This is a genomic window from uncultured Roseobacter sp. (genome assembly GCF_947495275.1).
In the GTDB taxonomy this organism is placed as follows: Bacteria; Pseudomonadota; Alphaproteobacteria; order Rhodobacterales; family Rhodobacteraceae; genus Roseobacter.
Genome location: NZ_CANLYL010000002.1, coordinates 170,580 through 194,828 on the forward strand (window position 1 = coordinate 170,580; position 24,249 = coordinate 194,828).

General features: G+C 53.6%; 24 protein-coding genes. 13 read left to right on the top strand and 11 right to left on the bottom strand.

Features of this window, described 5'->3' with window-relative positions:
- The first annotated feature begins 3 nt into the window (after nt 1-3).
- A complete protein-coding gene (locus Q0802_RS04120) occupies nt 4-1,344 on the top strand; it encodes a ferritin-like domain-containing protein (protein ID WP_298913992.1) in 1,341 nt (446 codons plus the stop codon).
- A 35-nt stretch (nt 1,345-1,379) separates the two neighbouring features.
- Nucleotides 1,380-2,024 carry a hypothetical protein gene (locus tag Q0802_RS04125; RefSeq protein ID WP_298913996.1) on the top strand — a complete coding sequence of 215 codons (645 nt, stop codon included), beginning with the start codon at nt 1,380-1,382 and terminating at the stop codon, nt 2,022-2,024.
- On the opposite strand, the gene Q0802_RS04130 is transcribed toward Q0802_RS04125, so the two are convergent.
- The 5 genes from Q0802_RS04130 to Q0802_RS04150 form a co-directional block, all read right to left on the bottom strand.
- The gene (locus tag Q0802_RS04130) at nt 2,025-2,627 is read right to left on the bottom strand and encodes a hypothetical protein (protein ID WP_298913998.1); all 603 of its coding nucleotides are present in this window, start codon (nt 2,625-2,627) and stop codon (nt 2,025-2,027) included.
- 39 nt (nt 2,628-2,666) lie between these two features.
- Complete coding sequence (locus Q0802_RS04135) at nt 2,667-2,837, bottom strand: hypothetical protein (RefSeq protein WP_298914000.1); 171 nt, start codon at nt 2,835-2,837, stop codon at nt 2,667-2,669.
- A gap of 345 nt (nt 2,838-3,182) precedes the next feature.
- Nucleotides 3,183-4,571: a nucleotide pyrophosphatase/phosphodiesterase family protein gene (locus Q0802_RS04140; RefSeq protein WP_298914003.1), complete on the bottom strand. Its 1,389-nt coding sequence runs from the start codon at nt 4,569-4,571 to the stop codon at nt 3,183-3,185.
- A 69-nt stretch (nt 4,572-4,640) separates the two neighbouring features.
- A complete protein-coding gene (locus Q0802_RS04145) occupies nt 4,641-5,561 on the bottom strand; it encodes a TatD family hydrolase (RefSeq protein WP_298914006.1) in 921 nt (306 codons plus the stop codon).
- Nucleotides 5,562-5,573: 12 nt separating this feature from the next.
- Nucleotides 5,574-6,305, bottom strand: a complete 732-nt coding sequence (locus tag Q0802_RS04150) for an EboA domain-containing protein (RefSeq protein ID WP_298914008.1) — start codon at nt 6,303-6,305, stop codon at nt 5,574-5,576.
- Nucleotides 6,306-6,524: 219 nt separating this feature from the next.
- Between Q0802_RS04150 and Q0802_RS04155 the strand changes: the two genes are divergently transcribed.
- Genes Q0802_RS04155 through Q0802_RS04165 form a run of 3 tightly spaced genes read left to right on the top strand, consistent with a single transcriptional unit; the run spans nt 6,525 to nt 9,773 of the window.
- The gene (locus tag Q0802_RS04155; protein WP_298914011.1) at nt 6,525-7,742 is read left to right on the top strand and encodes a 3-dehydroquinate synthase; all 1,218 of its coding nucleotides are present in this window, start codon (nt 6,525-6,527) and stop codon (nt 7,740-7,742) included.
- 10 nt (nt 7,743-7,752) lie between these two features.
- On the top strand, nt 7,753-8,919 hold the full coding sequence (gene eboE, locus Q0802_RS04160; RefSeq protein ID WP_298914016.1) for a metabolite traffic protein EboE: 1,167 nt from the start codon (nt 7,753-7,755) through the stop codon (nt 8,917-8,919).
- Nucleotides 8,916-9,773: a UbiA family prenyltransferase gene (locus tag Q0802_RS04165; protein WP_298915258.1), complete on the top strand. Its 858-nt coding sequence runs from the start codon at nt 8,916-8,918 to the stop codon at nt 9,771-9,773. Before eboE ends, Q0802_RS04165 begins: the two co-directional genes overlap by 4 nt.
- A 516-nt stretch (nt 9,774-10,289) precedes the next feature.
- Here the strand turns inward: Q0802_RS04165 and Q0802_RS24720 are convergent.
- Together Q0802_RS24720 and Q0802_RS04170 are read right to left on the bottom strand one after the other, a co-directional pair.
- On the bottom strand, nt 10,290-11,090 hold the full coding sequence (locus tag Q0802_RS24720) for an E2 domain-containing protein (RefSeq protein ID WP_366523297.1): 801 nt from the start codon (nt 11,088-11,090) through the stop codon (nt 10,290-10,292).
- Nucleotides 11,087-12,688, bottom strand: a complete 1,602-nt coding sequence (locus Q0802_RS04170) for an adenylate/guanylate cyclase domain-containing protein (RefSeq protein WP_298914022.1) — start codon at nt 12,686-12,688, stop codon at nt 11,087-11,089. The genes Q0802_RS24720 and Q0802_RS04170 overlap by 4 nt, the downstream gene beginning before the upstream one ends.
- Nucleotides 12,689-12,819: 131 nt before the next feature.
- Here Q0802_RS04170 and Q0802_RS04175 point away from each other — a divergent pair, with 131 nt between their 5' ends.
- The 3 genes from Q0802_RS04175 to Q0802_RS04185 are packed head-to-tail and all read left to right on the top strand — an operon-like array spanning nt 12,820 to nt 15,322.
- Nucleotides 12,820-13,695 (top strand): WYL domain-containing protein, encoded by an 876-nt coding sequence (locus Q0802_RS04175; protein ID WP_298914024.1) that lies wholly within the window; start codon nt 12,820-12,822, stop codon nt 13,693-13,695.
- Nucleotides 13,674-14,579, top strand: a complete 906-nt coding sequence (locus Q0802_RS04180) for a cyclic nucleotide-binding domain-containing protein (RefSeq protein ID WP_298914025.1) — start codon at nt 13,674-13,676, stop codon at nt 14,577-14,579. The genes Q0802_RS04175 and Q0802_RS04180 overlap by 22 nt, the downstream gene beginning before the upstream one ends.
- A 50-nt stretch (nt 14,580-14,629) precedes the next feature.
- Complete coding sequence (locus Q0802_RS04185) at nt 14,630-15,322, top strand: adenylate/guanylate cyclase domain-containing protein (protein ID WP_298914027.1); 693 nt, start codon at nt 14,630-14,632, stop codon at nt 15,320-15,322.
- A 53-nt stretch (nt 15,323-15,375) separates the two neighbouring features.
- On the opposite strand, the gene Q0802_RS24725 is transcribed toward Q0802_RS04185, so the two are convergent.
- From Q0802_RS24725 to Q0802_RS04195, 3 genes are read right to left on the bottom strand one after another with little or no spacing between them, the layout of a single operon-like run.
- On the bottom strand, nt 15,376-15,528 hold the full coding sequence (locus Q0802_RS24725; protein WP_366523298.1) for a type II toxin-antitoxin system Phd/YefM family antitoxin: 153 nt from the start codon (nt 15,526-15,528) through the stop codon (nt 15,376-15,378).
- Nucleotides 15,529-15,585: 57 nt separating this feature from the next.
- Complete coding sequence (locus Q0802_RS04190; protein ID WP_298914029.1) at nt 15,586-16,155, bottom strand: metallophosphoesterase; 570 nt, start codon at nt 16,153-16,155, stop codon at nt 15,586-15,588.
- Between the two features lie 20 nt (nt 16,156-16,175).
- Nucleotides 16,176-16,595, bottom strand: coding sequence for a hypothetical protein (locus Q0802_RS04195; RefSeq protein ID WP_298914031.1), 420 nt, complete (start codon nt 16,593-16,595; stop codon nt 16,176-16,178).
- 107 nt (nt 16,596-16,702) lie between these two features.
- Here Q0802_RS04195 and Q0802_RS04200 point away from each other — a divergent pair, with 107 nt between their 5' ends.
- The 5 genes from Q0802_RS04200 (at nt 16,703) to Q0802_RS04220 (ending at nt 23,182) form a co-directional block, all read left to right on the top strand.
- The gene (locus tag Q0802_RS04200) at nt 16,703-16,927 is read left to right on the top strand and encodes a helix-turn-helix transcriptional regulator (protein ID WP_298914033.1); all 225 of its coding nucleotides are present in this window, start codon (nt 16,703-16,705) and stop codon (nt 16,925-16,927) included.
- A gap of 742 nt (nt 16,928-17,669) precedes the next feature.
- Nucleotides 17,670-18,902, top strand: a complete 1,233-nt coding sequence (locus Q0802_RS04205; RefSeq protein WP_298914036.1) for a site-specific integrase — start codon at nt 17,670-17,672, stop codon at nt 18,900-18,902.
- Entirely contained in the window at nt 18,899-20,437 is a 1,539-nt protein-coding gene (locus Q0802_RS04210; protein WP_298914039.1) for a hypothetical protein, read from the top strand. Before Q0802_RS04205 ends, Q0802_RS04210 begins: the two co-directional genes overlap by 4 nt.
- On the top strand, nt 20,424-22,607 hold the full coding sequence (locus Q0802_RS04215) for a hypothetical protein (RefSeq protein ID WP_298914042.1): 2,184 nt from the start codon (nt 20,424-20,426) through the stop codon (nt 22,605-22,607). Before Q0802_RS04210 ends, Q0802_RS04215 begins: the two co-directional genes overlap by 14 nt.
- Before the next feature lie 95 nt (nt 22,608-22,702).
- Nucleotides 22,703-23,182, top strand: coding sequence for a hypothetical protein (locus tag Q0802_RS04220; protein WP_298914045.1), 480 nt, complete (start codon nt 22,703-22,705; stop codon nt 23,180-23,182).
- Nucleotides 23,183-23,860: 678 nt separating this feature from the next.
- Here the strand turns inward: Q0802_RS04220 and Q0802_RS04225 are convergent.
- On the bottom strand, nt 23,861-23,986 hold the full coding sequence (locus Q0802_RS04225) for a hypothetical protein (RefSeq protein WP_366523304.1): 126 nt from the start codon (nt 23,984-23,986) through the stop codon (nt 23,861-23,863).
- Between the last annotated feature and the right edge of the window lie 263 nt (nt 23,987-24,249).

The following is a 24,249-nucleotide window of genomic DNA, read 5'->3' on the forward strand; positions in this document are numbered from 1 at the left end:
AGCATGCTGAGACGAAAAGGCAAATACGCATTTGCCGCACGATCTAAGCCTGAAACGGTGCTCTTTTCGTTCGATGCAAAAAGTCTGACCTCATTCGATGCCGCAATTGCGGAGTTTGCAGCCGAAAGCTCTGAAGATCTGGTCTTGCGTCGGCAAGACCCTCCAGTGCTTCTGCGCGATGAGATCATCTTTTTGCTTCACACCGCAGCTGAGATCGAACATGCCTTGATGGCGCAGTATCTTTATAGCGCGTTTTCTCTGCCAAAAACCGGCGCTCAAGGGGATTGGCGACGACAGCTCATTTTGATCGCGAAGGAAGAGATGGGACACCTTATGGCGGTCCAGAACATTCTCTCCGCGATCGGCGGCGTGTTGAACTTTGAACGAGAAGACTATCCCTTTAACATCTTCTATCCGTTCCCCTTCAAGCTGGAACCGTTCTCTGTCTCTGCTGTCGCTCGGTATGTGCTTGCAGAAATGCCGGATCCGACCACCATTCCGGATGAGATTGGATTTAGCCTCGAGGAAGTTCGTTCAGATGCCGGATTGGCCCCCGGAGCCGGAAACGTCAACCGGGTGGGTTTGCTCTTTGAGCTGCTATTAGAGCTCATCGGCGAAGCGGATGAAGATCTACTGATCGCAGGCGCAGAAGTATACCAAGGCGATCCCGGTGCTTGGCGCGCTGGCATCAACGGTCTGGTCTTAAACAAAGTTTCGACCAAAGCGGAAGTGCTAAAAATGGTCGACGAGATTGCTGAGCAGGGCGAGGGCGTCAGTCTGCCTGGAACCCCCGGCGTCTCGCACTTTGAACGCCTGTTCGAGATTTACAAAGCAGCCAAAGCTGCTCCTGGCCCTTTGTCGCTCCCGGTACCGACCGACCCAACGGTTCACGAGCCATCGGCGGAGGGCTACATCGAGAACCCCGAGGCCCGGCTCTGGGCAGATGTCTTCAATCATCGGTTTCGCTGGACACTTGCGAGCGTCGGCAGTCACTTGTTCCTTCCAGAAGGACAGGATCGCGCGACATTGGCGCAATGGGCTTTCGAGGACATGTTTCTCTTGAGCGAGATCGCAGAACACCTTGTAGAGCTGCCTAGAGATACTGATGGCACCAAAGATGATGAGGGCAGAAACTTGGTCGCAGCGGGGCCGTTCGAACTCCCCTATACTTTGGCCTTACCGGACAGGCCACGGCTGATCTGGTTACATCAAGAAATGCTCCATGCCCAAAGCATGGAACAGATGAAGAAAGTGACCATACCAAATCCGTTGTCGCTGAAAATAGGGTTCCTGGACGGAAGGCGTGCAACCTTCATCGAACAAGTCCTAAACCAGATTGGTTGAATGAATTTCTTTCAAAGGAGTGGAAAGGTCTCACTATGGCATATACGCAAGCAATCGGTCGGAAATTCTGGTTCGATTTCGACGACTATTTTAAGTTCAAAGCTGGCAGCAATGGCTTGGCCGACCGGTATACCGCATTGGGTGGTTACAACGCACCCGCGCAAAAATGGTCGGAGGCGCGCGCTGCCGGCGACATGAATATTTTCACCGGGTTTTGCGAAGAAAAAAAGGAAGACATCCTGTATCTGGCTGCTGAGCAGCGCCGCTCTTTCGACACAGCATTCAATGGTGATATGGACGACGTCAAACGCGCGTTCCAAGACTTCGCGTTTGGGATCCTGGCCAGCCCAGGAACCACAGAGCGGCCGCCCAATGAACTTGTGCATACGATGAACGGCGGTCTGCTCGCACAGGATTATCACAGTTGGCATGGCTTCATTGAGGCGGCCTTGGTTCTTGAGGATGAAGCGGACTTTTGGACAGACCTCAGATGGATCAATGGGATGGGCTGGGAACTGCAATGCAAAGCACGCCCGCAGGAGATCTACCCGAACCAAAATGAACCTCTCGCTCAGCAAGTCACAGACTCGATAACCACAAAGTGGAAGGGTCGCGACGCCGAAGAAATTGCCGTTGAGTTCGACAATTACGGCAATCGTCCCTTCGAGTGGTTGATGTAGCTAACTGTGTTGAGATGGCTTGCGAACCGCATAAAAAACTGCGAGCACCATCAAAATGAAGGCCATGGTTGCGGCAACGCTAAATGGTAGTGCCACGCCGATCAACACATAGAGTGCCGCGAGTCCAACGTTGGCAATTGAAGTTACAGCAATCACTTGAAGAAACGGAACGCGCCGAAACCCCGCCATAACGACAGATACTTCCGCGAGCACAGGCACGGGCCGAAAGATTGCAAGAGACACAAGGTCTACTGGGGCCGGCTGCTTTTCCGTCTCTTCCGTTTTCAGCAAAAGTTGTGGTACGTAGACGCCTGCCCAATACCCAACAACGACACCTAAGGTTAAGGAGACTGCAACAAGCGGTAACGCGACAGAAATGCCTAAGGTAGCACCAAGTAGGATGCCAACGGCGCTCGACGGGATAGGAAGGAAAATATCGACTATCAGGAGTACGCTGCCAATAAATGCAACCATGAACAAAGGTCGGTTCAACAACTCTAGTTCAACCCAATTCTCTATATCTTCGCCCCACAGCAGGAACGGGACGATGACAAAAATCGTCGAGATCAGGAAGACAGAGAAGTAGCTTTTTGCGTTTTTCATAAAGTACACATCGTTGCACAGGAATAAAGGAAAACAGCTTCAAAACAAGTTTGCAAGGAAGCAGTTGATCACCAAAATCAGAATATGTGAATCGTGTTTACCAAAACGGGTTACGGTTTTCGGCACTTCGTTGCCATTCGTTTGGTGCGCAGCATCTGCGTCATAGGCTTGCACGTTGGCTTCGCGGCTAGCCGCACCAAGGTCAGTCATTCGGTTGTGATGGAAGAAATTCATGAGGTTGGCGACAGTGATGGATGACCGGTCCCAGTTGCCCCCCGACTACAACGCTGCTGCTCCAGCAATAGGCGGGAGAGAGTCGACTCTAACCGATGCTGCGTCGCGCTCACATAGACGTATGACGCGCTATGCGGTCATTCACGCCGGCAATCAACATTCGGAGTGACTCCTCGAGTTTTACCAGTCAGGGTGCGTTGCGGTCAGTAATTGTCCACATTTCCTCGGAGTGCAGATCCATTCGGAATTACCGAGACCGTATTGGTGGGCCAGAAATGGGTAATGCCGCGTCGTCCGCAGCAAAAAGAGAAGTCATCAATTTTATTCGCCAAAAACGTGATTCAAAACCAGCGATTTGAAATCCACTGCGTTCACTGCGCTTTTGGGTAGCAAGTCTGCTTCTGATGATATCACGAGCGGGCCGAAGTACGGATCGTCGGTGATCCGACCATGCGTGCCTTTCACGAGCCCGGTTTCTGACTGCGAAATGATATCAAGAAGCTGTCGGAACCCCAGTTTGCGTTTGGCGAGTTTCAGACCCGCAGTCAGCTTTGGGTGCTTGATCTTAGGGTCAATGAATAGCTCAACCGGGTCATATCCAGGCTTGCGGTGGATATCGACGGTGCGGGCGAAGTCGGGGGATTTGGCTTCGTCCAGCCAGTAGTAGTAGCTGAACCAGCGATCTGCCTTGCTGACCACGACCATGTCACCAGAGCGTGGATGGTCGAGGCCGTTTGCGGCCCGCTCTTCGCCTTCCCAGATGCTTTCCACGCCATCAAGCGCTGCGATGATGTTGCGGGCCTCTTTCCGTTTGCTTTCGTCGTTGACATAGACGTGGGCAATTTGGTGGTCGGCCATCGCAAAGACGGCACTGGCGCCTGCGTCGAGGATTTCGCGCCCGTGTTCCTCGGGACGCACAGCGATCAAGCCCGCCTTGCGCAGCGCGCGATTGATGTGGATGGCGTCCGTCGCCTCGGTGACCCCGTATTCGGAGACGACGACGATGCGCCGGTGCTGCGCGTCGGCGACCGTGATCAGGTCGCCGCAAATTTCGTCGATCTCGCGCAGGTCTTGCTGCAATGTCGGATGGTCGAGGTCGGGTCCAAGCCGCTGCAGGTTGTAATCCAGATGCGGCAGATACGCCAGCGCCAGCGTGGGTTTGCGGGTTTCCATCACGTGGATCGTCGATTGCGCGATCCAGTCCGAAGAGGACCGATCCGTCAGCGGGCCCCAGAACTTAAACAGCGGGAATTGGCCCAGCTTCGCGTCCAGCTCATCATGCAGTTCAGGCGGATAGGCATAGTGATCGGGGATTTTGCGCCCATCTGCTGGGTACATCGGGCGGGGCGTCGCGGACCAATCAGCGGTGGAATACATATTGTACCACCAGAACATCTTGGCGCAGGTGAAATCCGGGTTCATCTTCTTGCCCGCGTCCCAGATCTTTTCCCCGTTCACAAGGTTATTGGGCTGGCGCCACAATAATATCTCTTTCAGGTCATCAAAGAACCAGCCGTTCGCGACGATCCCATGCTCGGACGGCGTGAGGCCGGTGGCCAGTGTGGCCTGTACTGTGCAGGTCACCGCTGGTGTCACCGTGTTGAGGTGTCTTAATCCACCGCGAGCGACGAGCTTGTTCAGGTTGGGCGTATGTTGCCCCAACAGATGTGGGGCCAGGCCCACCACAAGAATTACCAGCGTATCCCGCATATTCATTACCCTTCGTAGGTCTGGCCCCATGAATTGAACGCCAAACCGTGAATACTTGATGGTGATAGACTATTCGATAATCAACGACTTACGTTGTGCACCCGGCTCTTCAATCACCGGATCACGCCCGCCGCGCAGGATCGAGTTGCCTTCGTACAGTGTCCGCTGGTCAATCGCGGGTGGGTTTAGCCAGTCTTCTTCCTTCATTTGACCAGACTGGCCGTAAGCCGTGAGCGCGTTTCTGTAGCACACCCGTTCCACCACATCCTTGGCAATCCCGCTTTCGAGCGCCAGTTGCGCTGTCTTCGCGACACCAAGACAATCGGAGATGCCCCAGTCGCAAGCGCTGTCCACGATGATCCGTTCTCCACCGTACTGTTTGAGCAGTTCCACCATCCGCGCATTGCCCATCTTGGTCGAGGGATAGATCGAAAAGCCAGCCCAATAGCCACGCTGAAGGACCTCGCCCACAGTTTCCTCGTTATTGTGGTCGATGATCACCATCGACGGGTCGACGCCCATCTCTTCACACACATCCATCGACCGGGACGTGCCGCGCTTCTTATCGCGATGCGGGGTATGGACCATGACTGGCAGGTTTAGGTCTTTGGCGAGGGCTAGTTGCAGGCGAAAGTATTTGTCTTCCAGCTCGGTCTGTTCGTCATATCCGATCTCACCAATTGCTACGACGCCCTCTTTCAAGGCAAAGCGGGGCAGCCACTCCATGACGCCTTCAGCAAGTTCCTCGTTGTTGGCTTCTTTTGAGTTCAACCCGATTGTGCAGTAGTGGCGGATACCAAACTGCCCGGCGCGGAAGCGCTCCCATCCGACGATGGTCGACAGATAGTCAACGTAGGTGCCGACGAACGTACGCGGCTGGCCCACCCAAAAGGCAGGTTCAATCAACGCAACGACCCCGGAGGCGGCCATCGCCTCGTAGTCATCGGTCGTGCGCGAAATCATATGTGCGTGAGGGTCTATCAACATCATGGTGCAAAACTCTTAAAAGGATGGGGCGGCATCGCCAAGGCGGTCGAGCAAAGCTGCAATCTCTGGATCAGTATGGAAAGGTTCAATCGGTATCCACAGCTCTTCGGTGATCGGTCGGCCTGCCGCATGCCGCTCAGCGGCATAGTCGACAAGGATCCGAGCCAGTTCCCGGTTGGCCCGTTCGCGCAGGCCCAGGATCGGCGACAGTTCAGAGCCGACAAACAGCGCCTTGAGGATCATGTGGTTCCAGCGATGCTCGTCGAAGTGATCACGCGGGTAAGGATTGTGATGGCAAATTGCCTCAAACACTGGGCGCAGGTTTGAGCGCAAACCTTCGCCGACCTCGAACGCGAGCGACTGGGGCTTTGGATAGAGCGCAAGGCCGCAATAAAGGGCGATCATCTCGGCCGCATCAGAGGTCCGGCGCAAATCTTTGAACATGTCTGCGAAGGGGCGCTGCGGCTTGAAAACCAACAAACCATAAATGCGGGCAGCGACGTCGATACTCCAGTTATCAACGGACCATCCGTCATAGGCGTCTTTCACCGCAGCCGCTTCATCCGGCGTTGGGTCGAGATCGGCCTTACCCAATTTGCGAGGTACGAACCCAAGGTAGAGGTGCAAATCACTCTCGACATCACTGCTTTTCAACTCGGCGCACTGGTTGTTGAACCAGCCTGCCTCTGTGCCAACGCGTACGGAAACGATCCGATACAGGACCTCTTCAATTTTCTCAGTTTTCATCAAATTTCCAAAGAGATAAGCTTCTCATTTTCGAGCCATCCCGTCGGGTTTGTGCTCCTAAGCCCTAACAACTTTACTGTACCACTCATTTGCAAGGATGGCAAAATCGTGCAAAGCTTTTTTTGATGACGGCACTCGCAGTCTTCTGACTTTAGGAATGGTTGTGCTGCACCTGTCGTTAATTCGCGTGGCGAAGTCCTTTGGTTTAAGGTTGGATGAATGGGTTTAGAGTTAGAAACAATTGGTGATGGTTCTGATTTAGTATGGCAGCGCTTTGAAGTTCCTTACGAATTTCCGGTCGTCTTTTGCGATAATGTACTTGATCCAACCAGCACCACGCTGCTCGATGCTATGTCGTACCGAGAGCCAGATTCCTGCCACAAGTGCCTTTTGTTTGTAGATGCTGGATTGCTCGAAAACGGCTCATCGGACCTACTTGACCAGATTGCGACATTTTGCGCGGCTCACCCTAACCGAATAGATATGGTTGCTCATCCGATTGCTGTCCCAAGTGGCGAAGCAATCAAAACGGGCCCAGAACATCTTGAGAAGATACAGAATGACATCCACAAATATCGGATTGATCGCCACTCTTACGTGATCGCCATCGGGGGCGGTGCGGTGCTGGACGCAGTCGGCTATGCCAGCGCGATTGCGCACCGGGGCGTCCGCCACATTCGCCTGCCCACAACCGTGCTGGCTCAGAACGACAGCGGTGTTGGGGTTAAGAACGCAATCAACCTGCACGGGGTGAAGAACTACTCTGGCACATTTGCCCCACCATGGGCCGTTATCAACGACTATCAGTTCATCCGTTCGTTGCCGACACGTGACCGGATCGCCGGTCTGGCAGAGGCGGTCAAAGTCGCAATGATCCGCGACGGCGCGTTCTTTGACTGGATGGAAACGCATACCGGCGATCTTACCCGGTTTGAAGAAAGTGCAGAGCGTTACGTGATCCGCCGTTGTGCTGAGTTGCATATGCGTCAGATCGGCCAGGGCGGTGATCCGTTCGAGCGCGGTTCGGCCCGCCCCCTAGATTTCGGCCATTGGGCAGCCCACAAGCTGGAGTCGATAACGCGCAATACCCTGCGCCATGGTGAGGCCGTGGCCATCGGCATCGCACTCGACACCCGTTATTCCGTTCTGACCGGATTGTTGGATGCGGATCAGGCGGACCGGGTGATGACTTTGTTGGAAGGGCTAGGCTTCTCTCTCTATCACCCCGATCTGTTTGCCGAAGGACCAGATGGCAGGTCGCGCCTGATTGCCGGTCTGGAAGAATTCCGTGAACATCTAGGCGGTGAGTTGACCATCACATTAATATCCAGACTCGGGATCGACGTTGAGGTGCACGAGATCGACGATGCGCTAATGTTGCAAGCCTTGCATTGGCTTAAAGACAGCTTTGGCCCATTGCCGCACGCGGCTGAATGAGACGGTGCCGATGCTCACTTATTGTATGAATATCCACCCGACGCAGACCTATGCGGAAACGATCCAATCGCTGCAGGGGCCTGTGCGCAAGGTGAAGGCTGGTTTCTCGCCGAAGATAGATTTCCCCATCGGCCTACGTTTTTCTGCGGAAACAGCCCGGGCCGTCTTGGCCGGAGGCAAAACAGCAGAACTGGCCGATGTGCTTTCGGATATTGGCCTCTTGCCACTGACCATGAACGGTTTCCCTTACGGCCCGTTCCACGGGACGCGGGTGAAGGAAAACGTGTATCTGCCAGACTGGCGGGCGTCGGAACGGGTGGATTACACCCACGATCTGATCACCCTGATGGCAGATATTAATAGACCCGAGACCTTCCTGACCATATCAACCGTGCCGGGGGCTTTTCGCCCCAACGGGGTCGGTGCAGAGGCGGCGATGACCGCAAAATACATCGCAAGCGTTGCGGACTGCATTCGGATTGGACGCGAGAAAGGCCAGACGATCGCCTTGGCAATCGAACCTGAACCCTTCTGTTTCCTTGAAACCATCGAAGAAACGATTGCTTTCTTCAAAGACTACCTGTTCTCGCGCGAGGCGGCTCAGACCCTTGCCGAGAAAACTGGCCTGGCTCTGAGCCAAGCAGAGCAGGCCCTGCATGATCAAATCGGTCTATGCTACGACGTCTGCCATGCAGCGGTTGAATTCGAAGACCCCGCGCAGAACTTTAAGGACCTCGCAGCAGAAGGGATTGAGGTTCACAAGATCCAGCTTTCCTCTGCCCTCCGCGTTGCCAAGGGGTCGCCTGCAATGCGCGAAGCCTTGGCACCCTTCAATGAACCAACCTATCTGCATCAGTTGATCTCAAAAGGCGAAAACGGCCTGCGACGATTCTCGGACCTGCCTGAGGCGCTTGGCCCAGATGGGGCAGCGGATGGCGAGGAATGGCGCGTGCATTTTCATGTCCCACTCTTCGTCGAAACACTCGCGAAGTTCGACAGCACGCAGGCGTTTTTGAAACAGGTTCTGGCGCTGCATCGCAAGACCCCGTTGTCCCGACACTTGGAAATTGAGACCTATACCTGGGACGTGCTGCCAGACGGAATCCGGGCCGAGACGATTGAGCAAGACATTTTGCGGGAACTCAAATGGGTCTCCAAACAGCTGGCTGCGGTATGATCACGACGTTTCTGCGCCTTGGGCGCATTTCGAACCTGCCAACCGTCTGGACCAACGCGCTAGCCGCCATTGTGCTCGTTAGCGTACCAAAGCCAGTTGAGTCCCCCGTGCTCAGCTTCTTGGCGGCGGGGGTGGCGCTGTCATTCTTTTACGTCGGCGGCATGTTCCTTAACGACGCCTTTGATGCTGAATATGATAAGGCAAAGCGGGCCGACCGACCGATCCCAAACGGTGAAGTTTCGGCCCAGTCTGTGTTCGCTTGGGGCTTCGGGTTTCTAGGCGTTGGGCTGGCGTTAGGGGCCACCTTTGGCGGGCGAAGTGCGGTGGTCGCAGTAGCGCTTGCCGTCGCTATCATCCTTTACGACTGGCTGCATAAGAGAGTATCTTTTGGTCCCGTAATCATGGCTACGACGCGGTTCTTGTCATACGCGCTCGCCGCAATGATGGCGGCGGGGACGATGGAGACAACAGCGCTTCTACCTGCCCTTGGCCTATTTGCTTATATCATTGGTCTCACCTACGCTGCCAAGCAGGAAGAATATGATACAATTGGATCCGCCTGGCCGCTCGCAGTGCTGGCAGTCCCGGTTCTACTAATCATCACTGCGGCCGTTTCAACACCACTGGTGATCTCCTTCGCCGCACTCTTCATCGCAATGCTCGCCCAGGCGCTCTGGCGGCTCTTCCGACGCCAACCGGGTGACGTGCCAATCGCGGTCATCAGCATGATTGCGGGGATTTCACTTTATGATGCGACATTCATTGCGTCGGCAGGGCAGATCTCCTTAGCAGTTTTTGCTGCTAGTTTTTTTGTATTGACGCTCTTTTTGCAAAGAGTTGCACGGGGCACCTGATTAAATCTCTCTAGACTCAATCCAACTGCAATGGATTTCTTAGTGACGATTGACAATTGACCCTATGCTGCAAGGCGAGTGCGCCGTGTTGAATTCAAGCTCCGATACCGATACTGGCGACGCCGGTACTTTTGCAGCGAGTGTCGCTTTTCACTGCGACCCCAAACTTCACATAGTGGACTTTGATCTGAAAAAGCTGAACGGTAGCAATGTCCCGCGACTTGATCCTTGCACAAGCAATCAGTACTGCGGCAGACATGAACGACCGGTTTGGCCGCCGCATACCAGCGTCCGCGACCGAGCGATTGCAGCGATTTTCGAGCTGCGAGCGCGCGCAGCGAGGAAAGGTCACGACCGAATTGGGCTCGTTGCCGCCATCGGAGCAATTGCAGCATCTTATTGGCAGGCCCAGGTCGCGGCGATGTGGACGGCCCAGAGCCGACATTGATGAAAGAACGGATGTACGGTTGGGTAGCAGTCATTCGCTGTAATGCAACGATGCCAAACGGGTGCCGGTCACGAACTCGATTTCGCCAGTGGGCAGTATTTCATCGTCCCGCAACACTTGGGCGCATCCTTACAAGTATTCTGGATGAAGTCATTCTGCGCCTTGCGACGCCTGTGCTCCAGTAAGGCAATGCACTCCAGTGCAGATCTGTTTGGACACTCTGCTCTGAGGATCGGTTTCCCACCTGTTACCTCACGGTCGGTGTCTGCTGGGCGACAAACAATCGAACGGTTGCTGTCGGCCTGACGCTTACAACCCCTCGGGCAAGGAGTTCTAGAATTGAGCAATCGGTCCAAGCGCTGAGACGCTTTAGGCAAGGAGTTGGCCAGCCAACCCTTCCCGCGGAACATGCCGATTAGGATCTCTTCCTTCCAGCCCAACGGAGCAGCCAACTTTTCCATTTTTTCCTGAATCCACGCCGCGTCCCCGTGAGAAAGACCTCCTTCAAGAGGCCACACTCCGTACTTCCGCGCATACTCCTGATGGAGGAGGAACATACGTAGGTATTCCCACCACGCTATCGCCGCATGCGTCTCGATAAGCGGTTCAGTCGATCCATAGGAGATACAAAAGGTGGCATCGGGATTGATGTGTCTCTCTGGGCAGGAAGCGGGGAAATGGCTGGCCTCTTCGACCTCCGCCACGCTAACGCCTCCTCCGCGCAATAGAGCGAGCTTCAGAAGGTAGTGTCCCGCGATCAATCCGCTCGCCTTTTGGGGTGCACAAGTCACCTGAGCCGCTGCTTGTCTATCTTTTTTTACTCTGACCCATGAAGGGGTGTGTTTCAGTAGCAGCCTAAGAGAGTTCATTTCTTTGCTAGATGGGCGCGCGGTTTGCTTGGTTCTGCGGGGACGTGGGCGCGGGCGTACAACGGTTGAGCCAATTCAGTCGGCGTCGCAAGAATGCTAGCTGACACATCGTCGTAATCGACTTCTCTCGCGTACCCTTGGTCACCGAGGATATCAATAAGGCCCTTGGGAGCGACGCGAAGTGCATCTGGTCCGATCTTTACACCGCCCTCGTTACACTCTCGCTGCATTTTCTCCGACTCAGATGTGGCCTTTGATGATGCCACACGTACGGATCGCTCGCCGCGAATACCAATCCTCGAGACCGGAGTCGTGCCGAGCTCTAGACCTACGGCAAGCTCCAAGCTTTCTATCCCATCAAGCATAGATTTGCAGAGGTCGAAGGAAGCATGAAATCCCGCTGCGCACTGTGTGGCTGTGGCGACACTCCTGACTTCGTCAGTTGATGTGCCGCTGCCTTCTGCAACTAAGGCATGGATACAATCACCGATGAAACGAACCTTTCGACCGCCAAAGTCGTTTTCGGCAACATTTTGAAACTCTTGGCGTATGACAAAAAGCGCGCGCACAGCAACCTGAATGTTTCCTTCGGACACCGCCTCGTCGATGAAATTGGTGTAGCCCGATATGTCGGCGAACAATGAGACCAGGGGCATCCGGATTGACTTGCTCGGATAGAGTTCCGAGTAGTCAATCTCGCTCAAAGGAGGTTGTTTGAAGGAAAACTTGAAATCGGGGGACGTTAAGTCGTCGACAATCCGCTTTCGAACATCGTCCGACCAAGTGTCGACAATTCGATCTGAAAAGGCTTGCCTGTTGGTCACGCCAAACAACACGCTGCCATCATCGGAAGTATAAGCTGAATTCGCGCTGATTTGACTGGAGTTTAGCTCCAAATACTTCTCAAGCAAGCCGACCTCTTGATATCCCAACACAGCTCTAACGCGGTCGGAAACGTACACGCCAGGCGTGTCCCCTTCCGCAAGCTTTGCCGCATGGTTGGCCGCCGAGCCGAGGAACATCGGTTCTTGTTCGGAACCAGTCCCGTTGTTGATCGCAACGCATGTCCCAACATCAATACCCACCCGGAACTCAGTTCCGAACTCCCCGTTGGCCAACCGATCATTGGCCAATTTGACTACGCGCTTGAAATCTTCAGCCAGTGCAAGGGCCTGACCAATAGTCTCTCGCGATACCCCGCCGCTTCCGGTCTCAAGAAATACTGCATGCATCCGCCCACTGTGGAAATCGACCCTCTGTGCGTTGGTTTCTTCGATCACGCGATCTGCTGCACCGTAGTACAGATGCAGCCCCTTAAGCGCCCGCGCGTGGGATGCTTCCGTTTCACGACCATCATCCAAACGCATCTCATCGTACCCAACGATCGAGATATAGATCTGTACGGTATCAACTACGACTGCCTTGTCCCTTGGCAGGCTGAAAAGCGGCGGCGTAGTGGGCTGCTTCATCGCTGTCTGGAGCGCCTTATCGATTTGATATCGCAACCAATACTGGTCGAAGCGCTGCACATCCATTTCAGGCACCTCATCCAAGAGCTTCTGAATACGATCACGTGCGACCGGGTGCTTCCAAGGCATGATCATCTTCTCCTTAATCGGCGGCTTAGCATGGCAGCGAGTCGCACATTTTGACGAATCCTCCTAAAAAATAGGAGCTTCCAAAAAAATGTCAATATGCTACAAAATTCAAAAAACACCTGGGGGAGAAGATGACAGGTATCGAGATCAAGCCGAGCGTCCGGCGGCGCTTCGAATACATTGAGTTTCAGCTCAATTGGGAAGGTTCAGTAGGTAGGAAGAAACTGAAAGATCAGCTGCAAATTTCGTTGCAGCAAGCGACTAACGATCTCAACGCATACCTCGACCTTTTCCCAGGGAATATGCTCTATGACCCCCGGCAAAAGGCTTACGTGCCGAGCCCAGACTTTCGCCCTCGCTTAACCAGCGGACGTGTTACTGAGTACCTGATGCAGCTGGATATGCTGCAAAAAGGTTACCGATCGGTAGGGGAGATTTGGGTCGGCAGCCTTCCAACTTTTGATGTGGTCTCAACGAGAAATCGTGAGATAGACCCCGGAACTTTCAAATGCATCTTGTCAGCGATCCGCGAGGGCCATCGCGTTGAGGCGCGCTACATTTCATTGAGTTCCGACAACGTCGAACCACGGGTTCTTTTGCCGCATGCGATCGGCAGCGATGGGCACAGATGGCATGTACGAGCGTTTGATTTTGCAAAGGACCGCTACTCAGACTTTGTTCTATCCAGGCTGGACGTTTCCGAGATTTTGAGTGCTCCCGAACAGCAGGTCCGGGAGGATATTGAGTGGAATGTTGATGTCGAGATCGTGTTGAAGCCCGAAACCGGATTGACGAAGCAAAAGCGTGACAGGTTGGAACTAGAGTATGGCATGACGGACGGACGCTTAAGCCTGAAGGTTCGGCAAGCAATGCTCTGGTACTACCTCAGACACTACGGCTTCAATCCAGACGACATTGACGGTGCAGCGTTCAGAAACAAGAGTAGTTTCCATTTGCAGGTTTCGAACCTGAAAGAGGTTGAGAAATGTCTTGGTCGCAGAGGTTAGCGCACGCATTCGGCTTGAAGAACAAGGCGGACCCGTTGGTTAACTTTCGGGGAGATGGCGCTGAAGATAGAATTCAAAAAACTCTAATGCAAAATCCTGCCGTCGGCGGAGACGCAAAGATCGTCGCCGAGATCATATCTGCAGGAGAGCTGGTTGGTTTCCACCGAGGAGACAAGATCATTGAGCAAGGCTCTGACGATGATGACGTGTACTTCCTGCTCGCCGGTGAAGCAGACGTCCTTGTGGATGGACGCAAGCGTACATTCAGGGGCGCGCCAAACCAAATCGGAGAGATGGCAGCTATCGAACCTGGCAAGGCCCGCTCCGCAACAAATCAAGTTCGCAGCGAAACAGTTTGCGCGTGGCGAATATCAGGCGGAAAATTTCGGGCGGTTTGGAGTGAACAAGTTGAGTTCAAAGGTAGGCTTCAGGTTGAGATGGCTTCGCGTCATAGGGAGCAACTCGCGGCTGGTCAGATCGTCAAGGAAAACATGTCGTTGCTTTGGTTTGGTGTATCGGTCGGAACTGCGATCATAGTCGCCTCTATTGTGTGGTTGGCAATTGCGTCCGGCGACTGGACCCTCGCTGCGCGTTCAGTTTCAACGGGCTGCGCTGCTATTGGAACTTTCCTTTTCGTCCTGCTGCAAAACCCTGCGTACATATGGAGACGCAGTTTCTCAGTACTTCTTTGGTGTTTTGTTGGGAAATCCTTTCTGGAAACTTCGATATCGCTTGAAGCCAGTCAAGGGTTCGGCAGCTTACAGTTTGGACTGCTACCTAGTGGCGCTCCAACCGACATTGGTACCTCGATCGGGACCTCGCTTCCCATAATCTTGGTGATGGGAATGTGCTTATGGAAAGATCATATGGAGAATAGGAGATAGTCGCAGATGCAACTGCGTTCTCTTGAACCCAGTTGGCTGCCGAAGATTTTATGTCTGAGTTTGAAGCAAAACTGATTACCGATGTTCGAGAGGTTTTTCGAATTGCTTGGAATGAGACGAAGGGGCAAGTGGTCCCAGAATCAAAAGATCTTGGGCTATCCAACGTGGGCCGGAGACTTACTGCAACGGTTCTTTACGCTGACATTGACGGTTCTACTCGTCTAGTTGACGAATTCTCTTCTCAGTTTGCTGCGGAAGTCTACAAAGCCTTCCTGCTCTGTGCTACACGGATCATTAGGCTGAACGGCGGCGAGGTTCGATCTTTCGATGGAGATCGTGTAATGGGAGTCTTCATCGGTGATGCCAAGAACTCTTCTGCAGCAAAAGCCGGGCTTCAAATCAACTACGCTGTCAAAAGGATCATTCGGCCAGCGCTGAAAAATCAGTACAGCGCAACCAACTACGAACTTCGACACACGGTGGGCATCGACACATCTGACATGTTGGTAGTGCGGAGTGGAATCCGCAACAACAATGACTTGGTTTGGGTTGGAAGCGCAGCAAACCATGCCGCTAGGATGAATTCCCTTTCAAGCGACTACCCTACAAGGATCTCGTCAGCCGTATTCAGCATGCTCAACGACACCTCCAAGTATGGTGGAAATCCGAAAAGACTCATGTGGACGAGCGCCGACTGGAACGGAAAAACCATCTACCGCTCTACCTGGCACTGGAGCCCCTAAGGTCTAAATGCGGACATGCGTGCACAGTGCAGCGAATGTCCAGAAGCCGCCCCTCAACATTGATCGTCTGTCTTTTCACTTATGTTGGCATGATTGAGCGTAAGTTGCATTGATTCGAATTGTTCGTATGGCATCAGGACGAAGCGCGGTTTTCCGTGCCAGGTGATCGTGACAGGTTCGCATTGAGCGGCCTCAAGAATCTCCATCGTGTTTCACCTCAATTGGGTCATCGAAAAGACCTTCATATTTGTCCTCATCGCCAATTAAGTGTCGAGTTCTGCCCGGTGTTCAACATCGACCCAGTGCTTGTTTGGCAGCAACTTCTTTGCCCGTCGCGCTATATCGTCAAAGGTGACTGGCATGAAGTTCCACACATCAACCCCAACATTCACCGAATTTCGCGACCCTCGCCAGTTCTCATGAACGTGGCCGAAGAACTGCAGCCCGCCCTTACGAGCGTGGTTCCAGGTGATCATTGGATAATGGCACAATGTGTTGGGCTGGTTCTGGGGTCCATCTCGTAGTTCTGCTAAGTGGGAGATTGACTTCCAAGGCAGTTCCAGCGTTGGCTTATGGTCGTGGTTGCCAATAATCAAATGATGTTCTGCACCTGGCAACTGGTTGAAAATTTGTTCGACATAAGCGCTTTCTTTCGCTTTGGCACCGAAGGCAAAATCACCCAGAATCCAAAACTGGTCTTCTGGTTTGACCAGCTTCCACATGTTTTCCAACAACACCGCGTCCATCTGGGCGACAGAAGTAAATGGGCGATCGCAGAAACCTATGATGTTTTCATGGCCAAAATGCGTGTCAGCCGTATACCAGATTGTCATTGTGTGTTTACTCGGTTCGTTCAGCCTACAAGGGCCCGAAATTCTTCGGGGGTGTAGTCGAGTGCTAGTAATTTTAGCAGGAGCAGATCAAGCGGCAACTGCGTCTCCATCCAACGTATTTCCTCAGATTGGATGCTCAGATTGTATCCGCCATGTTTGTTGACGCTGACGCTTATCTCGCGCCCATTGAAGAAATCCCAAAGTTTCAAAAGGAGGGGAAAGTCTTCGTTATCAGGATGGACGGATATGCCGGAGCATTGCGCCAGAATATCTGGAACAACTGCCATCAACGTGTCCCAGCTTAGTTGCTGTTGAGCCGCATCTAATGGCGTTGCTTCTGGGCTCGCCGCCAGAACTGTAGACTTGAGCGCGAAGACAGGTCCAAATTTGGATTGGATGTCATCAATAGTGTTCGCGTTTTCATTGGTAGCCTTAGCCATAGCATCTCGATCTCACCTTCTATCATGAAGTTCTTCGGTACATCGCAATTGCGAATGTATGTTAAAACAGGTAGAGTTAAAACAGGCGTTCATCAATAGACTTATGTGTGAAAAGAACGCCCAAAAGCCCTCTCAGAGACATTGTCGCCCGAAACTTGCGAAAGTTGAGGGCAGAACGCGGCTGGTCTCAGGAACGCCTTGCCGAAGAAGCAGGGTTGAATCGTACTTACTTGAGTGCGGTAGAGCGGTCTGAGCAGAACATTTCCATTGATAACCTTTACCGCGTAGCTGTCGGACTAGACATTGAAAGCTGGGTACTCCTGAGAGATTAGCTCACATTTCGTTGGAGAGTAGTTTCTGCTGGAGGCCCAGGTCATCTTCAAGATACATGAGAGCAATTTTTTCGATTGTCTATGCATGCATCTGATCGACTATCGATCACGCGATCTATTCTACATCCTGCACTGTTCATCGCAATGGGCAATCGCGAATGTATCTTAAGACAGGTATGGCCAAATACGGTTTTCTTGAATGGAACGCTCTATGGAGAAAACGCCTAAGCGCCAATTGCGGAATATCGCCGCCCATTGGAAAGGCTAGCCGAAAAGGCGGGTTTCGACCGAACGCACTAAGGTGCGGTGGAAAGTTCTGAGCAGATTTTTCTAATCGAAAATGTCTAGTGAATCGCTAACGGACTAGTGATTGAGAGCCAAGCATTGCCAAAATAGACGTGAAATCAGAAAGTTATTTTACCAGGGGCATTTCGATAGTGTCAAAAGTAGAATCAATTTTTAACCTAATGATAACAGAACCTTAGGATTGATTTTTGAGATCCTTGGAGTTAGCGTTAGCCAGCAATTGTTGGTCGTTACTTTGGAGTAGAACAAAGAGGTCTAAAATAGAGAAGAGACCAAGGCGCGGCTTAGAGCCCGAAGCGGACGGTTCGGTGTACAGAAAAGGCCTGATTTAACAAATCTTAGGTTTTGGTGCCGCTAGCGACCGAAATCGGCGCTGATTGTCATTGTCAATCTACGTCGAACGAATCTGAAAATCGGTGCTGAAAGAAATTGAAATTTGCGAAAGACAAACCTTCCTATTAAGCTCCGCTGTTTTCAAACCGTTGATGGCAAAGCACGCGGTATCTTGCTGAACGCGCGAACTTTTGAACCGTCAATCGCCGGATCTCTATACGAGACGTCCCTCAGCCGAAAGTACGCGTCTCCCAACACGCTCTACCATGCACTCAGTTCCGCGCAGATTCTTCTCTCCTGGGCACACGACGTCGGCATCAATCTCGAGCGACGGCTTCTCTACGGTGCTTCGCTTGAACCGCAGGACATCGAAGCTTTTGGCCATTGGCTCGAGGCGCACCACAGGGGACAGGCGAACACGCTTACCCGCGCTGGCATAAGAACCTACAACGCTCACCTGGATGGCGCTCGACGAATGGTGACGTGGTTCGTCGACAGGTACTACGACGCTTCTCACGCGCAACTGCCTCGCGGAGTGTTGCTTGACGCTCTCCACGAAACCTCAAAGCGCGCTTGGAAGAACCAGCGGATCAAGGACGCCGCCGACCCGGAGGCACCCGACATCTCCGATGACGACATCTCAGCCATCGAGACCTTTCTGCGAAACGCTGCAATATGCAAGTATCCTGAACGGCGATGGATCCGCGCGTATCTGATTTGGCGACTAGCTATCGAGTTTGGTCTGCGCATCGGTGAGATTCTGGCACTCCGGCTGGAAGACTGCCCTAGTCGCGTAAATCCAGCTTTCAGAGTTGTCCGCATAGAAGATCGCGATGTAATATCGGATTCTCGGAGTGTCTACTCGCCACGCCCGAAGACCTCAGGGCGTGATCTAGCGCCAATTCTGTCGAACACCGTTTTTCCTCGTCTCGTGATCGACTACCAAGCTGATCACCGATTGAAGCGCGTTCATCGTGCAAATGGACGGGTTGTCTGGCGCCCTGTTTTGTCCCATACTTATCTACTCGTCAACGATGATGGCGATCCTTTATCTGTCTTTACTGCGCGCAATCTCGCGAAGGCGATCGAAAAAAACACTGGTGTTTCCTTTACATGGCACCTTGCGCGCCATGCCTTTTTCAATCGCACATATGGCGCCGTTGCGGCCATCGAGAATCCAACCCAGCGCACAACACGCCTCAGCGACCTCGTTTATTGGGGCGGTTGGCGTGATCCAAGAAGCCTCGACTGCTATGTGCGACGCGTACGCAAAGAGCGCGCCCGCACAGGCCTCGCTATCTGGAACGGTTCGAATCTTTGGGAGGCCCTTGGATGAAGTTCGATACATCATCAGGTTTCTGGATCGACGCTCAGGGCGCCGGCTTCATCAAGAACGAGTTTAACCCCACTCGTCCAATTTACCTGTCAGTTAGCGAGAAGAGTTGGTCTGGGGTTCATCTTCAGAAAGCCTATACTTTGACTTGGCCGACTGCTCTCGACCCCGACCTTCGAAGGCTTCTGGAGAGCGTACTGAAAGATCGAATGCGGCACATGGCCCCGTCCGCGCTCGAAAAGTATCGGCGAGTAATCGACGCGATGGTGCGTCTTCGCGTCGATGGCCGCCGGCTCCGAAGCGACGATCTTCTCGATGGCGAAATCGTCCGCGCACTGTGGGATACGCTGCCCAGTGATCTGCGACCTCATATGCGTGGCTTGCTTCCAGATCTCATCGCGCCGCAAAATCCTCACGCAGCCTACGCAATGTCGCTTCTTTTGAAAGACTGGAAAGCCAAGAGGCGGCTGAATTGGAGGCGGTCGGTTCTTGAGTGGGACCCACGGGACGGATCCATGACATCTGCGGAGCTGGAAGTATTGCGCGTCCATCTATCTCCGCCAGCGTCGGAAACGCCTTATGAGCATTTTGCACGTCTTGTGGTCCGGCTTACCCTCACGACGTTGCGCCGGCCCTCTCAGTTGATCTCGATTGAGGCGGGCGGACTGCGCCGCATCTCGACCACAGTCGGGACGACAACGGATCTTCGGATCCCAACAGGCAAGGCGCAAACTGGAGCTCAAGCGCCCCGGCTACCTATTCCCGTCGATCTGGCCAACGATATCGATGCCTGCCGCTCGCGACCTGAGATTGTGAGCTCGCCGGTTTCTGATGAGGTGCTCCTTCCCTTCGCAATTGGGTCATACGATAAAAGAACTCGCGGCGGCGTCGCGAAACGCGTAATCGCGCCCAACGCCAGCCACGCCAAAGCGGCGTCTCAATCGTGGGTTAAAGGCCAATGCATCATCAGCCCCCGCACAGGAAAACCGCTATACATCAATCTGCGCAGGATCCGACACACGGGCGCGACGCACCTAGCAATGCAAGGTTATCCGCTCGAACTCATCGCCGACATTCTCGAGCACGAGAGTACGGTCTCCACACGCTACTACATCGATGCTGTGGGTGCCGAATTCCTTCCGGCGTTTGAAAGGGTCGATAGCAGCCTCGGAGGGCGGTTCTCAATGATGCGCGACGCATGGTTCAATGGCCGCGTTGTTGACAGAAAAGACGCACCAAACCGTCCTATTATTGTTCCTGACACCAACGCGCCCGCGGCTGTTGGTGCCTGCGGAAAAGGCGGTTCCTGCTCTGTGCACCCACTCTTCAGTTGCTATTCCTGCGAGCATTTCCTCGCGTTCCGAGATGCCAATCACCAGAAGGTGCTGGACTTCGTTGAGGCAGAATATGTGCGCTGGCGTGCGGTAGAGGCTAGCAACTCTCGATCCAAGGCCATCAAGGACTTTGACCGCATTGCGGCAAGCGTACGCGAAATCATGTCCCTAATCGACGGAGAGACTGTGGATGGCCACCGCTGAGGCTCTCCGAGACCTTGTTCGCGGCGCTGTTGGATCTGGAGCTATCGTCCACGCGTTGCCGCGCTATGTTTCCGGGGCACCAGAGTGGCTCAATCCTGAGGCCGACATCTGGAACGTCGCGTCGCTCCATCCGCGGTCAGACAAGAAGACCTGGTCTCTCGACTTTCGACGCGTCGTGCATCCAGAACTCAGAGCAGTCGCCCGCGCGCACGCGCTTTGGCAAATCGTCGAACAACGGGTCGGTCCTTCTACTCTAACTGGTGCGCTCAGCGTCTTCATTTATCTTGGTAATCAGCTTGGTGCACGACCTCTGAAGACCTTGAAAACCGAAGACTTCCACGCCGCAGAACTTGAAATCCGTAGTCATTACTCTGCAGGAACCAGTGCGCGCATGAATGCCGGTTTGCAACGCGTCAGCGCATGGCTCAACCGTCAAACCGAGCTTCGGCTGGATTACACCTCAACGCTTCGTGTGCCTTTCGCTCACGGGCGTATGGTGACCGACGACAGACGCGACGCCAAGCTGCTACCAGACGCCGTCGTTGCCGATCTCCTTGGTGCTCGACATAAGTCTAATCTCTCTGACCGCGACCGCTTTTATCTCGCCGCGACCTCAATCTCGGTCGCCACCGGCTTCCGGTTGTGCGAGCTTCTTACGCTCCCCGCCGATTGCCTCATTCACGACCAAGGTGTCCTCCTGGTGCGCAGCTTCGTCTCGAAGAGTGGCAAGGCAGCACCGCGGCCTGTTCCGGCGGAAATGGCTGACATAGTGATCGACGCGATTGGTTGCATCCGGGCAATCACTCAGCCCGCACGTGAACAGGCGCGAGCCTGGGCAAATGAAGTACCAATAGATTGGATGTCTGTCGTACGGGATCCCGATCCTACGGCATTCAAGTATTTCGTAAGGCGCTGGCTAGGCGATTGGATCACAGATCCAGACCACAGGATGATCGACCAGCATTGTGCATATTTCTCGCAGGGTGATCGATCCCAATGGGTGCTTCTGACCGAACTTCTCGACATTCACAAAGGCAACATTTCAGCTATCTCGCGAAAGCTCAGCATGGCCCGGGTCAGCGTGACAAAGTTAGTCAGGCAACTTGAAGCGTCAAAACGCAATGAGGTTTATCTCGGATCTAAGAATTCGAACTCCCAGCGCGCTTTCGACACCGACCGTCGTTTTCCGTCAATCGCCGCCTTTGGTAGACTAACCGGCCTAAACCTTCAAAAGTCCCCTCGAAACGCGCTCTTGATGGAACTCGTTGATGAGGCTCGGAATGCGCAGCTCTCGCAATCTGAATTTCACCGACCTCATCGTAACGCAGTTTTGGAAGAGCAATATCGCGTCACGCCGGAAGTGCTTCTCCACCCGGAGACTGGTGACGTAGTGTTGCGCTTGGACGAAGCTCTGTTCGTCTTATTCAAGAACCAGCTATCGTCGGGCCACGCCATGGTCAAAGGGAGGATCAAAGCGGTGTCGATCAACCAATTCAACCACTGGTTGGGCGGTTATGCACGCGACCGCGGTACGGGAAAGCCCGGGGACGCTGTGTGCGCGCGGTTGGGAATCCTTGACCCAAGGACTGAAGAGCCGGCAAAATTTACCAATCACGACTTCCGCCATTGGCTCGCGACCGCCTATGAGAATGGCGGTCTGTCACAAACGCAGATCGCGACCCTTTTCAATCGATCATCCCCCTCTTCAAACTCAGTCTACGACCACACCAACAGCGTGGTGAGACGTGAGCGCCTGAAGGACGCCATGGCCGATGGCCTCCTCATTGGGCACGCCCCCGCGGCATACGCACAGATCGCTAAGGAAAGTGCCGAAGAGGCTACTGAGTATCTTGAGGCCGCCATCAAGTTCCAAAACCCGATGCCGCACGGTATCTGCCGTCTGAACTGGGCGTTGGAGCCGTGCCCTCACGCGCTGAGTTGCTTCAGCTGCGGCGATCTACGTGACGATGAATCCGAGCCCTGCGAGCACTTGATCATCGACGCGAATGACGCCGCGCACCTCGATGAGGTCGCGCAAATTCACCGCAACGCCTTATCGATCTCCGAAATCTTGGAAGAGGACGGCGCTGAGGGAAGCCCGCAGTATATTAAGTTTCAACGGATTGCCCGCTCCACGCTCACTATTCTAAAAAAGGCCGGACGCTCATGAATAAACGACCTACCGCACGAAACCTAAGCACTCGGCCGGAGCAAGGTCCCAAATCACTCCAGGCGCCCAAGCCTCGCCAGCTTCGGGGCGAGGGCTTGAAAGTGCGCATCGAAGATGCCGTGCGCGAACATGCGCGCGACCTGGGGGACCGGATCGATCCGAAGCGTGTCTCGATGAAGGCGATCGCAGAACGCGTGCCATGCTCACGTACGACGTTGCTGAAATACGAAACGGTTGTTGCAGACGCGTTGCGCGATCTGGGTTATCGCGCAGCGCGATGTTCCGGTCAGGCACGTACCGAAGCGCTCGCCCACCGTGAAGAACTACACAAGGAAGAAATCGCAGTTCTGAAAGCTGAACTGGCGGCTTTGCGTTCCCATCACGCCGAGCTGTACGGGCGGTTCCTAATGCGGTCGGCACCTGTCGCGGCGCTAGTGCACGACGAAGCCATCGCGGTTTCGCAACGCGACGGACGCTGCGTTCTATGCGGAGGCTTGCCACCTAATTCGGAGGGTGCAAACCTGGTCGAACTCTCAACCACCGCCTCCTGCTTCAAAACTCGAAAGAGAACATAGCAAATCCTAAGAACCACGAAAACGCCCGCTCGGCCGTCACTGACGAGGCTTAAATGCTGGTCCTTCCGGCACCGCTCGTTCGTTTTCACATCGCTATGATAATCTTAGAACAATACTATAATCTGTTCATCTGAAAGTCTGTGTTTCAATGCCCATGTTTTGATCGGTTGAATCCCTAACACTTCAACGGCCTGTCATCAGGTAACAAAACCACTCGAGACGAGAGAACCAGCGTGGCATTAAGTTCCTCCTGAGTCCCCTAGGTCTTTGATACTGTTGTCAGTTTTGGAGTGGTTGCAACGTAAGTGAACACTACAAATGCCGAGTATCTGGACGGATAGGTTAGGTGTTTTCGACGCAAGTTGTTGTTTTGATGAATTTATTAACTAAGTGGTCTAAGTAATTGCGCTGATAACAAATGTAGTTAGCCGCTTGATAATGCAATCTGTGGTGATGTGAAGTGACCCATAGTTTGCCCATTTCGTTCTAACTTGGGTCCATTATCTACACATAGCTTGTACATTGAGCGGCTTCACAACGATGCTTTCTGGGTGAAGCCGTCTCTATTTTGAGTATGGGGTTGAGGAGGTTTTTGGACGCGAAAATCATGCTTTGGTCACACCAAAAGCAGCGAAAATCATTCGAGACATGCGTGATAATTTAAATGGAATCAGGGCCTTAAAGCCGATCATCAGGTGGCACGGCCTTGATGACTGCTTCGAAGAAGTGTTCCGTCGGAACATCAAGCGCCCGCGCTATGATCACCAATTCCGGTACATCAATACATCGCTGACCTGACTCGATCCGCGCGACGAACGATTAGATGACACCTCAACCGCTCAGCCAGGGCTATCTGAGGGAGATTTTTTGACGCCCGGGCAGAAATGAGCACTTCAATGAGCGCCAAGTGTCCGTTGGTGCGAAGTGTTTTGGTCAATTGAGTGTCCGTAAGATGCCTCGAACACTTCCAGTAATCTCGTTTCCAGACTATCTAGAAATCAGATTATACATATAAGGTGCGCAGTGATACCAGGTATCCATACAACCCGTGCAGATACGTTCTTTGG

Excerpts from the sequence above, each read along its gene's own strand:
- Q0802_RS04120 (WP_298913992.1), top strand. The coding sequence starts at position 4 with ATGCTGAGACGAAAAGGCAAATACGCATTTGCCGCACGATCTAAGCCT.
- Q0802_RS04125 (WP_298913996.1), top strand. The coding sequence starts at position 1,380 with ATGGCATATACGCAAGCAATCGGTCGGAAATTCTGGTTCGATTTCGAC.
- Q0802_RS04130 (WP_298913998.1), bottom strand. The coding sequence starts at position 2,627 with ATGAAAAACGCAAAAAGCTACTTCTCTGTCTTCCTGATCTCGACGATT.
- Q0802_RS04135 (WP_298914000.1), bottom strand. The coding sequence starts at position 2,837 with ATGACTGACCTTGGTGCGGCTAGCCGCGAAGCCAACGTGCAAGCCTAT.
- Q0802_RS04140 (WP_298914003.1), bottom strand. The coding sequence starts at position 4,571 with ATGCGGGATACGCTGGTAATTCTTGTGGTGGGCCTGGCCCCACATCTG.
- Q0802_RS04145 (WP_298914006.1), bottom strand. The coding sequence starts at position 5,561 with ATGATGTTGATAGACCCTCACGCACATATGATTTCGCGCACGACCGAT.
- Q0802_RS04150 (WP_298914008.1), bottom strand. The coding sequence starts at position 6,305 with ATGAAAACTGAGAAAATTGAAGAGGTCCTGTATCGGATCGTTTCCGTA.
- Q0802_RS04155 (WP_298914011.1), top strand. The coding sequence starts at position 6,525 with ATGGGTTTAGAGTTAGAAACAATTGGTGATGGTTCTGATTTAGTATGG.
- eboE (WP_298914016.1), top strand. The coding sequence starts at position 7,753 with ATGCTCACTTATTGTATGAATATCCACCCGACGCAGACCTATGCGGAA.
- Q0802_RS04165 (WP_298915258.1), top strand. The coding sequence starts at position 8,916 with ATGATCACGACGTTTCTGCGCCTTGGGCGCATTTCGAACCTGCCAACC.
- Q0802_RS24720 (WP_366523297.1), bottom strand. The coding sequence starts at position 11,090 with ATGAACTCTCTTAGGCTGCTACTGAAACACACCCCTTCATGGGTCAGA.
- Q0802_RS04170 (WP_298914022.1), bottom strand. The coding sequence starts at position 12,688 with ATGCCTTGGAAGCACCCGGTCGCACGTGATCGTATTCAGAAGCTCTTG.
- Q0802_RS04175 (WP_298914024.1), top strand. The coding sequence starts at position 12,820 with ATGACAGGTATCGAGATCAAGCCGAGCGTCCGGCGGCGCTTCGAATAC.
- Q0802_RS04180 (WP_298914025.1), top strand. The coding sequence starts at position 13,674 with ATGTCTTGGTCGCAGAGGTTAGCGCACGCATTCGGCTTGAAGAACAAG.
- Q0802_RS04185 (WP_298914027.1), top strand. The coding sequence starts at position 14,630 with ATGTCTGAGTTTGAAGCAAAACTGATTACCGATGTTCGAGAGGTTTTT.
- Q0802_RS24725 (WP_366523298.1), bottom strand. The coding sequence starts at position 15,528 with ATGGAGATTCTTGAGGCCGCTCAATGCGAACCTGTCACGATCACCTGG.
- Q0802_RS04190 (WP_298914029.1), bottom strand. The coding sequence starts at position 16,155 with ATGACAATCTGGTATACGGCTGACACGCATTTTGGCCATGAAAACATC.
- Q0802_RS04195 (WP_298914031.1), bottom strand. The coding sequence starts at position 16,595 with ATGGCTAAGGCTACCAATGAAAACGCGAACACTATTGATGACATCCAA.
- Q0802_RS04210 (WP_298914039.1), top strand. The coding sequence starts at position 18,899 with ATGAAGTTCGATACATCATCAGGTTTCTGGATCGACGCTCAGGGCGCC.
- Q0802_RS04215 (WP_298914042.1), top strand. The coding sequence starts at position 20,424 with ATGGCCACCGCTGAGGCTCTCCGAGACCTTGTTCGCGGCGCTGTTGGA.